Origin of the sequence: Micromonospora rhizosphaerae (genome assembly GCF_900091465.1) — a bacterium.
Lineage (GTDB): Bacteria > Actinomycetota > Actinomycetes > Mycobacteriales > Micromonosporaceae > Micromonospora > Micromonospora rhizosphaerae.
This window is the reverse complement of record NZ_FMHV01000002.1, coordinates 6971489-6982932: the sequence shown is the minus strand read 5'-3', so window position 1 is coordinate 6982932 and position 11444 is coordinate 6971489. Positions and strand designations below refer to the sequence as shown.

Annotated in this window: 13 protein-coding genes; 5 read left to right on the top strand and 8 right to left on the bottom strand. The window is 73.5% G+C overall.

Going from position 1 to position 11444, the window contains the following annotated elements:
• Nucleotides 1-43 precede the first annotated feature (43 nt).
• On the bottom strand, nt 44-994 hold the full coding sequence (locus tag GA0070624_RS32830; RefSeq protein WP_091347453.1) for a diacylglycerol/lipid kinase family protein: 951 nt from the start codon (nt 992-994) through the stop codon (nt 44-46).
• On the opposite strand from GA0070624_RS32830, the gene GA0070624_RS32825 reads away from it, so the two are divergent.
• Nucleotides 993-1427: a hypothetical protein gene (locus GA0070624_RS32825; RefSeq protein ID WP_425413532.1), complete on the top strand. Its 435-nt coding sequence runs from the start codon at nt 993-995 to the stop codon at nt 1425-1427. The two genes, GA0070624_RS32830 and GA0070624_RS32825, sit on opposite strands and share 2 nt — an antisense overlap.
• A 94-nt stretch (nt 1428-1521) precedes the next feature.
• Here the strand turns inward: GA0070624_RS32825 and GA0070624_RS32820 are convergent, their stop codons facing one another.
• The 3 genes from GA0070624_RS32820 to sodN all read right to left on the bottom strand — a co-directional run bounded on the left by GA0070624_RS32820 (nt 1522) and on the right by sodN (nt 2887).
• The gene (locus GA0070624_RS32820) at nt 1522-1929 is read right to left on the bottom strand and encodes an ATP-binding protein (RefSeq protein ID WP_091347447.1); all 408 of its coding nucleotides are present in this window, start codon (nt 1927-1929) and stop codon (nt 1522-1524) included.
• Nucleotides 1930-1961: 32 nt separating this feature from the next.
• Entirely contained in the window at nt 1962-2417 is a 456-nt protein-coding gene (locus GA0070624_RS32815; protein WP_091350343.1) for a GNAT family N-acetyltransferase, read from the bottom strand.
• 65 nt (nt 2418-2482) lie between these two features.
• Entirely contained in the window at nt 2483-2887 is a 405-nt protein-coding gene (sodN, locus tag GA0070624_RS32810; RefSeq protein WP_091347444.1) for a superoxide dismutase, Ni, read from the bottom strand.
• Between the two features lie 85 nt (nt 2888-2972).
• Between sodN and GA0070624_RS32805 the strand changes: the two genes are divergently transcribed.
• From GA0070624_RS32805 to GA0070624_RS32795, 3 genes are all read left to right on the top strand, one after another.
• Entirely contained in the window at nt 2973-3323 is a 351-nt protein-coding gene (locus tag GA0070624_RS32805) for a S24/S26 family peptidase (RefSeq protein WP_245719094.1), read from the top strand.
• A 137-nt stretch (nt 3324-3460) separates the two neighbouring features.
• Nucleotides 3461-4636: an NAD(P)-dependent malic enzyme gene (locus tag GA0070624_RS32800; protein WP_091347441.1), complete on the top strand. Its 1176-nt coding sequence runs from the start codon at nt 3461-3463 to the stop codon at nt 4634-4636.
• A gap of 127 nt (nt 4637-4763) precedes the next feature.
• Complete coding sequence (locus tag GA0070624_RS32795) at nt 4764-5726, top strand: zinc-binding dehydrogenase (RefSeq protein WP_176731958.1); 963 nt, start codon at nt 4764-4766, stop codon at nt 5724-5726.
• Nucleotides 5727-5835: 109 nt separating this feature from the next.
• Here the strand turns inward: GA0070624_RS32795 and GA0070624_RS32790 are convergent, their stop codons facing one another.
• A complete protein-coding gene (locus GA0070624_RS32790) occupies nt 5836-6801 on the bottom strand; it encodes an alpha/beta hydrolase family protein (protein WP_091347436.1) in 966 nt (321 codons plus the stop codon).
• A 144-nt stretch (nt 6802-6945) separates the two neighbouring features.
• Nucleotides 6946-7914 (bottom strand): alpha/beta hydrolase family protein, encoded by a 969-nt coding sequence (locus tag GA0070624_RS32785; RefSeq protein WP_091350334.1) that lies wholly within the window; start codon nt 7912-7914, stop codon nt 6946-6948.
• A 156-nt stretch (nt 7915-8070) separates the two neighbouring features.
• Between GA0070624_RS32785 and GA0070624_RS35155 the strand changes: the two genes are divergently transcribed.
• Nucleotides 8071-8241 (top strand): hypothetical protein, encoded by a 171-nt coding sequence (locus GA0070624_RS35155; RefSeq protein WP_176731957.1) that lies wholly within the window; start codon nt 8071-8073, stop codon nt 8239-8241.
• Between the two features lie 13 nt (nt 8242-8254).
• On the opposite strand, the gene GA0070624_RS32780 is transcribed toward GA0070624_RS35155, so the two are convergent.
• A complete protein-coding gene (locus GA0070624_RS32780; RefSeq protein WP_091347434.1) occupies nt 8255-9373 on the bottom strand; it encodes an acetate/propionate family kinase in 1119 nt (372 codons plus the stop codon).
• Nucleotides 9370-11436 (bottom strand): phosphate acetyltransferase, encoded by a 2067-nt coding sequence (gene pta, locus GA0070624_RS32775; RefSeq protein ID WP_091347432.1) that lies wholly within the window; start codon nt 11434-11436, stop codon nt 9370-9372. Before pta ends, GA0070624_RS32780 begins: the two co-directional genes overlap by 4 nt.
• Nucleotides 11437-11444: the final 8 nt, after the last annotated feature.

The window sequence follows — 11444 nt, the reverse complement described above, 5'->3', positions numbered from 1 at the left end:
CTTGCGGTGGTCCTTCGCGTCAACCGACGGCAGTACCCGAGACCTAGCAGATTACTCTCAGTGCGGCCGGAACGGACGTGAATCTAACTTTCTCCCGCTCGCCGAGGTAGTCCCCGTCCAGCTGGAAAGCCAGCGGACGGGCCGAGAGCACGGTGAACTCCGACACGTCGTGCAGCCGCAGCGCCTGACGGCCATGGGGATCGGCGTTTCGGGAGAAGAACTGGGTCACCGTCCGTGCCGTGCTGGCCACCCGCAGTCGACGCATTGCCAGCACGTCCAGCCCCAGGTCGAAGGACGCGTCCGGGTTCGGGTTGATCTCCCAGTCGCCGAGGTAGGTCCAGGGCGCCGTGTTCTGGATGATGACCGTGGCCAGCTCGCCCTCGGCCGCCTCACCGGGGCGTTCCAGTGTGATCGCCGGGTGCCGGCGGTCGGAGGCAAGGAAGTACTGGCCCACGGTCGACCGCAGGTAGAGCCCGGGCGTGGAGACCCGGCCCCGCCTGCGCGCCCGCTCCACCCGGTGGATCACCGCCGCGTCGATGCCGAAGCCGGCGCAGAAGGTGAAGTAGCGGTCGTCGGCGCGGCCGAGCCCGATCGTCCGCGACCGGCCGAGCCGCAGCCCCTCCAGGATCATGCTCGTGCCGTCCGGCCACTCGCGGGGAAGCCCGAGCGCGCGGGCGAAGACGTTGGTGGAGCCGCCCGGGACGGTGGCCAGCGCCGGCAGCCGGTCCGCGGGGGTGGCACCGGTCCGGAAGGTCGGTGGCTCGGCCGCCATCAGGCCGTTCACCACCTCGTTGACCGTGCCGTCACCACCGAGGGTGACCACCAGGTCGACCCCCTCCTCGGCCGCCTCCCGCGCCAGGTCCACGGCGTGGCCCCGTCGGCGGGTGTACCGCACCGACAGGTCGACTTCGCTGCGCAGCGCCCGGACAAGGACGTCCCGGCTGCGTTCGCTGGTGGTGGTGGCCTTCGGGTTGACCACCAGGACGGCCCGCATGGGCGGCACTGTACCGCGACTACCCACGGGTATCGTGTCGCGCGTGGCCATTGACTCCGACCCGATCCCCGTCACGCTCCGCTGGGCGGTACGCCTGCTGCGCGCCGAGGCGGTCGCCCTCGGCCTGGTCGCGGTGTGGCTGATCTGGTCCGATCTCACCGCCGCCACGACCCACCTCACGTCGGCGCTGCTGGTGACGGCGTTCGCGGTCGCGGGGGCGGCGGCGCTCTGGGCCCTCGGCGGCGCCTTGGCGCGCCGGAAGGCGGGCGCCCGCGCCCCGGCCATCGTGCTCCAGCTGATGCTGCTGCCGATCGGCTGGTACATGATCCAGGGCGGAATGGGCTGGCTCGGGCTGCCGCTGATGGCCCTCGGCCTCGGCGTGGCCGGGTTGCTGGTCAGCCCGCCGACCACCCGGGCGCTCGGCTTCGAATGACCTGCCGGCCCGTCGCGGCACGCGCTGCCCGACTGCGCGGCCTGGGCCGATCATCCGCCTGAAGCCGCGGGTCAGTAGCCCGCGGCGGCGTTGGTCAGTAGCCCGGGGCGCGGCGGGTGAGCAGCGAGATGGTGGCCCGGCCGTCGGCGGCCTTCGCGGAGGCGCCCGTGGTCAGCGCGGTGAGCACCTTCCAGGCGAAGGACGACTCCGAGGGGAGCGTCGCGCCCCGGACGGTCGGCACGGTCACCTCGACGGTCAGTGCGTCGTCGGTCACCGCGAACCGGCACTCCAGCTCGGCGTTGCGGGTGGCGATGGCGAGCAGCATGGCGCACGCCTCGTCAACGGCGATGCGCAGGTCCTCGATCTCGTCGAGGGCGAACTGTAGCCGGGCCGCGAGGCCGGCCGTGGCGGTGCGGAGCACGCCGAGGTAGCCGCCGTCGGCGGGCACGGTGAGGTGCACGACGTCCTCGTCGATCGTCGGCTGGCCGGTCAATGGAGTCACGCCTCATCCCCCCGGTGCGGGACTCTACCGGGTCAGGCGGTCGGGTGCGTGGGTGCGGCCGTCGCCTGCGCGGCCAGGCCGTGCAGTGCCGGCCCGGAGAGCCGGTACGGCACCCACTCCTGCATTGGAACCGCCCCGATGGACGCGTAGAAGCCGGCCGCGGGGTTCCAGTTGATCATCCACCACTCCAGCCGCCGGTAGCCCCGTTGCACGCAGATCGCGGCCAGGGTGGCCAGCAACAGCCGCCCCGCCCCGCTGCCCCGGGCGGCCGGGCGGACGTACAGGTCCTCCAGGTAGATGCCGTGCACGCCTTCCCAGGTGGAGAAGTTGAGGAACCAGAGCGCGAAGCCGATCGGCTCGTCCTCCGCGTCCACCGCGACGTGGCCGAAGAGCGCCGGGTCCGGCCCGAACAGGGCGGCGCTCAGCTGCTCGGTGGTCAGGTGGCACTGCTCGGCGGCCCGTTCGTACTCGGCCAGCTCGTGCACCATCGCGACGACGGCCGGCACGTCCTCGGGACGCGCCGGCCGGATCGTCGGTGCCTGGGAAGCCAGGGTCACGCCTTCTTGGTCTCCCAGAAGATCTTCGAGATCTCGTCGATCTTCTGCAGCAGCTGGTCGGCGATGGCCGGGTCGGTCGCGCCCTTGGCGCCGGCGGAGCCCGCCAGCTTGGTGGTCTCGTTGAAGAGCTGGTGCAGGTGCGGGTACTTCTCGAAGTGGGCCGGCTTGAAGTAGTCGGTCCAGAGCACCCAGAGGTGGTGCTTGACCAGCTCGGCGCGCTGCTCCTTGATGATGATCGCCCGGGTGCGGTACTCGGGGTCGGTGTTGGACTGGTACTTCTCGCAGATCATTTTGACCGACTCGGCCTCGATCCGGGCCTGCGCCGGGTCGTAGACGCCGCACGGCAGGTCGCAGTGGGCGCTGGCGGTCACACGGGGCGTAAGGATGCGAGGAAGGCGCATCAGGGTCCTCCATGGGATGTTTGCGATGATCCAAGCCGACATTACTCCTGGACATGCTCCCCAGCGGGCGGGAGGTGAAACCCCGGTGCGTGCGGTCGACGAGCCCGGCGGCCCCGAGCTGCGGGGGCCGCTGGTGCCCGTACTGGTCACCGGGCCCTCCATGGCCCCGACGCTGCGACACGGCGACGCGGTGCTGGTCCGCACCGGCGGGCGGGCGGTCCGGCCGGGAGACGTGGTGCTCGCGGTCTTCCGCAGCCGCCCTGAGCTGCTCGTGGTCAAGCGCGCGGTCCGTCCCGAGGAGGGCGGTTGGTGGGTACGCGGGGACAACGACCTGGTCGCCGACGACTCCCGGGCGTACGGGGTGGCCGACGTCCGGGGGCGGGTGGTGGTCCGCTACTGGCCCCGCCCCGGGCGGGTACGTCCTCGGCCGATATGACCCCGCTCACATCGGCGCTGCCCGCGCACCACTATGCTCGGAAGTGCCCGGGTGACCCCCGCACCGCCCGCCCCGCTCGCCGCTGACCTCGCGCCCGAGTCGGCCGGTCCGTCTGCTCGACAGATCCTGGAGTCACCATGTCTTCGTCCACCGTGGACCCCGCTGATCCCGTCTTCCGGCTGCACGTCGGCGGCAAGCTGGCGGTCGCCTCGACCGTCCCCCTCACCAGCCGGGAGGACCTCTCCCTCGCGTACACGCCGGGGGTGGCCCGGGTGTGTGAGGCGATCGCTGCCGACCCGGACCTGGCCGACGACTACACCTGGGTGTCGCACACCGTCGCGGTCGTCACCGACGGCTCCGCCGTACTCGGCCTGGGCAACATCGGCCCGCGCGCGGCGCTGCCGGTGATGGAGGGCAAGGCGGTGCTGTTCAAGCAGTTCGCCGGCGTGGACGCGGTGCCGATCTGCCTCGACACCCAGGACGTGGACGAGATCGTGGCGGCGGTGCGGGCGCTCGCGCCCTCGTTCGGCGGGATCAACCTCGAGGACATCAGCGCCCCGCGCTGCTTCGAGGTGGAGCGCCTGCTGGACGAGGCGCTGCCGATCCCGGTCTTCCACGACGACCAGCACGGCACCGCGATCGTCGTGCTGGCCGCGCTGCGCAACGCCGCCACCCTGCTCAACCGCAAGCTCGGCGACCTGCGGGTGGCGGTCAGCGGCGCCGGCGCGGCCGGGGTTGCGGTGACGAAGATGCTGGTCGCCGGGGGAGTGAACCCGGACCAGGTGGTGGTCTGCGACTCCAAGGGGATCATCGGCCGGCACCGCGACCTGACCGGGACCAAGGCCGAGCTGGCGGAGACCACCAACGCGGAGGGCCGGCAGGGCGACATCACCGAGGCGCTGCGCGGCGCCGACGTGCTGGTCGGCGTCTCCGGCGGGCAGATCCCCGAGGAGGCGGTGGCGGGCATGGCGTCCGGCGGGATCGTCTTCGCGCTGGCCAACCCGACCCCCGAAGTGCACCCGGAGGTGGCCGCCCGGCACGTGGCGGTGGTCGCCACCGGGCGCAGCGACTACCCCAACCAGATCAACAACGTGCTGGCCTTCCCCGGCGTGTTCCGCGGAGCGCTGGACGCCGGTGCCACCCGGATCACCGACGGGATGAAGGTGGCCGCCGCCGACGCGATCGCCGGCGTGGTCGCCGAGTCGCTGACCGCCGATGCGATCGTGCCCTCCCCGTTGGACCCGCGGGTCGCCCCGGCGGTCGCCGAGGCGGTCGCCGAGGCCGCCCGCCGCGACGGCGTCGCCCGCCGCTGAGGTCGACGGACGAACGGGCCGGGGGCGTCCCGACGCGCGGGACTCGCCGCCGGCCCGTTCGCAGGCCCCCTGCTACCGCTTCGGGTAGGGGCGGGGCCCCTTCTGAACACCCGCTCCTCTTGTTACGGTGCCGATCATGCGTGCCGCCTATGCCTCGAGCTTCGACGCCGACAACCCGCTCGCCGCGCTCAGCGTCGGCGACCGCCCCGAGCCGACCCACCCCGATGACGACTGGGTCACCGTGCAGGTGCAGGCCAGCTCGCTCAACCACCACGACCTGTGGTCGCTGCGCGGAGTCGGGCTCAGCTCGGACCAGCTGCCGATGACCCTCGGCTGCGACGCGGTCGGCACGGACCCGGACGGCAACGAGGTGGTCATCTACCCCGTCGTGCCCACCCCGGGTGACCCGCGGGGAGTCTCCATCCTCTCCGAGCACTTCCCCGGCACCTTCGCCGAGCGGGTGGCCGTACCCCGGATGAACCTGCTGCCGCTGCCGACGGGCCTGTCGGTGACCGACGCGGCGTGCCTGCCGACGTCCTGGCTCACCGCGTGGCGGATGCTGACCACCAAGGGCCGGGTCGACGAGGGCGAGTCGGTGCTGGTCCAGGGCGCCGGCGGCGGCGTCGCCACCGCGGCCGTCGCGCTCGGCGTCGCGCTCGGCAAGCGGGTGTACGCGACCAGCCGGGACGCCGCCAAGCGGGAGCGGATCACCGAACTGGGGGCGACCGCGCTGGAGCCCGGCGCGCGCCTGCCCGAGCGGGTCGACGTGGTGATCGAGACGGTCGGCGCGGCCACCTTCGACCACTCGCTGAAGTCGGCGGCGCCGATGGGCCGGATCGTCGTCTCCGGCGCCACCGCCGGGCACGAGCCCAAGGTCAACCTGCGCCGGGTCTTCGCGATGCAACTGGAGATCCTGGGCACCTCGATGGGCACGCCGGACGAGCTGACCGAGCTGCTGGCGTTCTGCGCCGAGCGCGACGTGCACCCGGTGATCGACAGCGTCATGCCGTTCAGCCGGATCGAGGAGGCCTTCGCCCGGCTGCACTCCGGCGAGGTCTTCGGCAAGGTCGTCATCGACCACACCGCCTGACGCGGCGCCCGGGCAAAATCCCCGCAAATTCACCGAAAGAGTGGCCATTTCCGCGCGGATGGCCACTCTTTCGGTGAAAGAGCGTGCCTGCGGGCGGGATGCGGCGCCGTCAGAGGTGGTCGTCGAGGGTGGCGAGGTTGCCGCGGGTGGCCTCGGCGGGGAGCCGGCGCTTGGCCGCCGCGTCGCCGTAGAGGGTCCAGCGGAGGAACTCGACCGTGGTGTCGGAGACCACGCGGAGGGCCTTGCCGTCGGCGAGCAGCGCCTGCCCGTGGTCCCCCTTGGGCAGGCTGAGCATCGCCTTCGGCCAGGGCACCGCGTCGTAGGCCGCCTTGCCGGCGGCGTAGTCCACCACCTCGTCGGCCTCGCCGTGCACGAAGAGCTGCGGCGCGGCCGCCCCGGCAAAGGCAGTACCGACCCCGAGCGCGGTGCCGGCGAAGACCACGCCGGCGTCGAGCCGGTCGTCCCGGCCGGCGGTGAAGAGCCCGATCGTGGTCACCCCGCCGGCGCTGTGCCCGGCCGCGGCCACCCGGTCGGGGTCCAGCCGGCCGCGCAGCGGGTCGCCCGCCCTGGTGTCGAGCGTGAGCACCTGGGTCAGCGCGTACGACACGTCGGCGGGCTGGTTGAGCACGTCGAGCACGTTGCCGTCGCCGCCCTTGCCGGTGTGCGGGAACTTCGGCGCGGCGACGACGAAGCCGGCCGCCGCCCAGCGGCTCAGCAGCAGTTGGTAGTCCTCCGGGCGGGCGCCGAGGCCGTGGCTGAACATCACCACCGGGAACCGGCCGGTCGCCGCCGGGGCGGACCGCTCCGGCGGGCCGCCGGCAGTGCCGCCGGCCGGGTACCAGACGGTCACCGGCAGGGGGCGGTCGCCGCCGCGGTTCAGCGTGAGCTGGCGTACGCCGACCGCGAAGGCCTTGGTGGGTGCGTGCCCGGCGGGTACCCGCGGCGCCGGGGTGGTCGCCTTCGGCGGCGCCGTCGGGACGCTGCGCGGGGCCCGGGCGGCATCGCTCGAGCAGCCCACCAGGCTCAGGGTGAGCAGCGCGGCGGCGATCAGGGCGGGGGTACGGCGGCGGGACATGAAGACGATTGTGCCTGGCACCCGCGGACCGCCGACCCGACATCGGCGCGACCGGGGGCGACCCCGCGCAAGATCGTCACGAGGCGCCGCATCTGGGGGTGTCGGATACGTCGGGACACCCCTATCTCCGGCAAACGGAGTGGATCAGCCCTCGCCCGTCGTCCCGCCGTCGGTGAAGGTGGTGATGCCGGGGAGGTGGGCGTCGGTGGGGAGGCGGTGCCGGGCCGTCGGGTCGTCGTAGAGGGTCCAGCGGAGGAAGTCGGTGGTGGTGGCGAGGACCTGGGCGAAGCCGGGACGGCCCGGGGTCAGGTACTCGCCGTGGCCCTGGCCGGACAGGCTCAGGAACGCCACCGGTCCGGTCGTCCGGGCGTACGCGGCGCGGCCGACGGACTCCGGCACGATCGGGTCGGCCCCGCCGTGCACGAAGAGCAGCGGCGCGGCCGGACCGGCGAAGCTGCCGGCCAGGCCCCCGCCGGCGATGACGATGCCGGAGCGCAGCCGCGCCGAGTGACCGGAGGTGAACATCCCGGCCGTGGTGAAGCCGCCTGCCGAGTGGCCGGCCGCCGCGATCCGGTTGACGTCCAGGTGGCCGGCGAGGGGATCGTCCCGGCGGGCGTCGAGGCGTACCAGGTGGTGGATCAGCCGCCAGCCGTCGGCGGGCTGGTTGCGGACGTCCGCCCGGGTGAAGTCCGGCGCGTGGAGGTTGGTCCGCGGGTAGGTCGGGGCGGCCACCACGAAGCCGGCGGCGGCCCACCGGGTGGTCAGCGGGGCGTGCAGCTCCGGGAGGCTGCGCAACCCGTGGCTGTAGACCACCACCGGGAACCGTCCGGCGGCGATCGGCGCGCCGGCGATGACCGTCGCCGGGACCGAGGCCATCGGGCCCGGATCCGCCGGGTACCAGATCGTCACGGGGAGGGGCCTCGCGCCGCCCGGGTCGACGGTGAGCTGCCGTACGCCCACCGGATACGGCCCGTCCGGGGCGTGCCGGGACGCCTCCGGGCGATCCACGCGGGATGCGCTCCGCGGCGGCGCGTCGCCGGTGACGGCGGTGGCCGGGCCGCAGCCCGCCAGCAGCGCCGTCATCAGCACGGCGATCAGCCGCTGTACGCCCACGTTTCCACGGTAGGCGGCCGGGCGGTCCGCCCGGTCCCGCCGTCCGGATCCGCCGCCACCGCCACCCGGTCGATCCGTCTCCACCGGCCGGACCGACCTGCCGTGACCGGCCCGCCGGGACGGCCGGGTTCGACGAGCTTCGCTAGGCTCGGCGGCATGCCTGAGAACTACACCGACCCGAGCGGCAACACCGAGCAGTTCCGTGCCTTCGCCAGCGCGCCCGAGGCCACCGCTCCGGCCGCCGCTTCCTCCCGCCTGCCGCTGATCGTCGGCGCGGTGGTCGTGGTGCTGCTGCTGGCCGTCGTCGCCTGGCTGGCGCTGAGCTGACCGCCCGCCCGGGTCAGTGCTGGTTCGCCACCACGGCCCGGGTCTCCCGGGCGATCTCCCGTTCCTCGTCGGTGGCGATCACGCAGACGGTCACCTCGGCGCCGTCCGGCGAGATCACCCGGTCGCCGCTGCCGCCGTTGCGCGCCGGGTCGACCGTGATGCCGAGCCGGTCCAGCCCGGCCAGCGCCGCAGCGCGGACCGGCGCGGCGTGCTCGCCCACCCCGGCGGTGAAGGTGATCGCGTCCACCCGCCCGAGCAGCGCGTAGTACCCCCCGACGTAGCCGGTGATCCGGCGGCAGTAGACGTCGAAGGCGAGCGCCGCCGCGGCGTCCCCGGCCTCCCGGCGCTGGAGCACCTCGCGCATGTCGTTGGCGCCGGTCAGCCCGAGCAGACCGCTGTGGTGGTTGAGCAGGTCGTCGATGTCGTCGACGCCCATCCCGCCCTCGCGACGCAGGTGGAAGATGATCGTCGGGTCGAGGTCCCCGCTGCGGGTGCCCATCACGAGCCCTTCGAGCGGCGACATCCCCATCGAGGTGGCCACGCTGCGGCCGCCCCGGACCGCGCAGGCGCTGGCGCCGTTGCCCAAGTGCAGCGTGATGATGTTCAACTCCTCGTACGGCCGCTCCAGCAGCTCGGCGGTGCGCCGGGAGACGTACGCGTGCGAGGTGCCGTGGAAGCCGTACCGCCGGATGCCGTAGCGCTGCGCGACGTCCCGCTCGATCGCGTACGTGGCGGCGGCCTCCGACAGCGTGTGATGGAACGCGGTGTCGAAGACCGCGACCTGCGGGACGTCCGGCAGCGACTCGCGGGCGACCCGGATGCCGGTCAGGTTGCCCGGGTTGTGCAGCGGTGCGAGCGGCACCAGATCCTCGATCGCGGCGAACACCGCATCGTCGATCAGCATCGGTTCGCTGAACGTCCGGCCGCCGTGCACCACCCGGTGCCCCACCGCGCTCAGCCCGGTCAGGTCCAGCCGGGCGATGATCTCCCGGACCGCGGTCTCGTGGTCGGCAGGGCCGCCACCCGGCTCGCCGATTCGCTCCACCGTGCCCTTGTCGCGCACGGTCTCGCCGTCGTAGAGCCGGTACTTGACCGACGACGACCCGCAGTTGAGGACGAGCACCCGACTCATGACGACTCCCCGGCCGCGGCCTGGATGGCGGTGATGGCGACGGTGTTGACGATGTCCGGGACGGTGGCCCCGCGGGACAGGTCGTTGACCGGCCGGCGCAGGCCCTGCATCACCGGCCCGACCGCCACCGCGCCGGCCGAGCGCTGCACCGCCTTGTAGGTGTTGTTGCCGGTGTTCAGGTCCGGGAAGATGAAGACCGTGGCCCGCCCGGCCACCGGGCTGTCCGGCAGCTTTGTGGCCGCGACCTGCGGATCGATCGCCGCGTCGTACTGGATCGGGCCCTCCACCAGCAGCTCCGGGCGGCGCTCGCGGACCAGCTTGGTGGCCGCCGCGACCTTCTCCACGTCGGCGCCGGCACCGGACCTGCCGGTCGAGTACGACAGCATCGCCACCCGCGGCTCGATGCCGAACCGGGCCGTGGTGTCGGCGGAGGAGATGGCGATGTCGGCGAGCTGGGCGGCGTCCGGGTCGCGGTTGACCGCGCAGTCGCCGTAGACCAGCACGCGATCGGCGAGCAGCATGAAGAAGACGCTGGAGGCGATCGAGACGCCCGGCACGGTCCGGATGATCTCGAAGGCGGGGCGGATGGTGGCCGCCGTGGTGTGGGTGGCGCCGGAGACCATGCCGTCCGCGTGCCCGGTCTGCACCATCATCGTGCCGAAGTAGTTGGGCTGCGCCACGATGTCGTGGGCCAGTTCGACGCTGACTCCCCGGTGCGCGCGCAGCTTCGCGTACTCGGCGGCGAACGCGTCCCGCCACTCGCTGGTGACCGGGTCGACCACCTCGGCGTCGCCGATGTCGACGCCCAGCTCCCGAGCGCGCCGAGCGATGTCGTCGGGACGGCCGAGCAGGGTCAGGTCCGCGACGCCCCGGCGCAGCAGGATCTCCGCCGCCCGCAGGATCCGTTCCTCGAAGCCCTCCGGCAGCACCAGCCGGCGGCGCTGCGCCCGGGCCCGGTCGATCAGGTCGTTCTCGAACATCAGCGGGGTGACCCGCTCGGAGCGGCTGACCCGCAGCCGGCGGGCCAGCTCGACGGTGTCCACGCAGCGCTCGAACGCGCCGAGCGCGGCCTCCACCTTGCGCGGGTTGTCGACGCTGGGCCGGCCCTCGATCCGGCTGGACGCCGCCACCGTGTCGTAGCTGTCGCTGGGCACCGAGAGCACGGCGAGCCCGGTGTTGAGCCGCTCGACCAGCCGCATCGCCCGCGGGTCGGGCAGTTCGCCGAGGGTGAGCACCAGCCCGGCCAGCGAGACCTGACCGGCCACGTGCGCGGCGCTCGCCGCCACCAGCAGGTCGGCCCGGTCGCCCGGCGTGATCACGAGCGCGCCCTCGGTCAGGTGGTCGAGCAGGGTGGGCACGTGCGCCGCGCCGACCACGTAGTCGAGCACGTCCCGGCCGAGCGCGGTGTCGTCACCGGCCAGCAGGGTGGCGCCGAGCGCCGCCGCCACCTCGGCCACCGTTGGCGCCGACACGGTCGGCACCTCCGGGATGGCGTACGCGGGGACGGGCAGCTCGGGCAGAGTCATCGGGCCGGGCACCCGGTTTGCGATCACCGCCAGCACCGTCGCCGCCAGGTCCTCCAGATCGTGGTACGCCCCGCGGGCCGCCGCCGCGATCGCCTCCGGCTCCTGGCCGAACCCGTCGATCACGGGCACCACCACGCTGCTGAACTCGGTGGCCAGCCGGGCGTTGAAGGCCAGCTCGCGCGGGCCGCCGCCGTCCCCGTCGGCGAAGTCGCTGCCCACCACGACCACCGCCGGGCAGCGCCGCTCCACGTCCCGGTAGCGATCCACGATCCGGGAGATCAGCTCCTCCCGCCGGCCGTCGGCGACCAGCATCCTCGCCTCCGCGTACGTCGCGCCGGAGAGCTCGGCGATCGGGAGGTCCATCCGGTAGCGGCCGGTGAGCAGCGCGAGGATCGGATCGGGGTCGGTGCCGGAGACCAGCGGCCGGAACGCGCCGATCCGCTCAACCTGCCGGGAGAGCAGCTCGGCCAGCCCGAGCGCGATGGTGGACTTCCCCCCGCCGGACCCCACGCTGGTGAGGTAGACGCTGCGAGCCACGTCCCCAC

Coding starts and splice junctions, on each gene's coding strand:
- GA0070624_RS32815 (WP_091350343.1), bottom strand. CDS start 2,417: ATGGTGCACGAGCTGGCCGAGTACGAACGGGCCGCCGAGCAGTGCCAC.
- GA0070624_RS35155 (WP_176731957.1), top strand. CDS start 8,071: ATGCCTGAGAACTACACCGACCCGAGCGGCAACACCGAGCAGTTCCGT.
- GA0070624_RS32780 (WP_091347434.1), bottom strand. CDS start 9,373: ATGAGTCGGGTGCTCGTCCTCAACTGCGGGTCGTCGTCGGTCAAGTAC.
- GA0070624_RS32825 (WP_425413532.1), top strand. CDS start 993: ATGGGCGGCACTGTACCGCGACTACCCACGGGTATCGTGTCGCGCGTG.
- sodN (WP_091347444.1), bottom strand. CDS start 2,887: ATGCGCCTTCCTCGCATCCTTACGCCCCGTGTGACCGCCAGCGCCCAC.
- GA0070624_RS32830 (WP_091347453.1), bottom strand. CDS start 994: ATGCGGGCCGTCCTGGTGGTCAACCCGAAGGCCACCACCACCAGCGAA.
- GA0070624_RS32800 (WP_091347441.1), top strand. CDS start 3,461: ATGTCTTCGTCCACCGTGGACCCCGCTGATCCCGTCTTCCGGCTGCAC.
- GA0070624_RS32790 (WP_091347436.1), bottom strand. CDS start 6,801: ATGTCCCGCCGCCGTACCCCCGCCCTGATCGCCGCCGCGCTGCTCACC.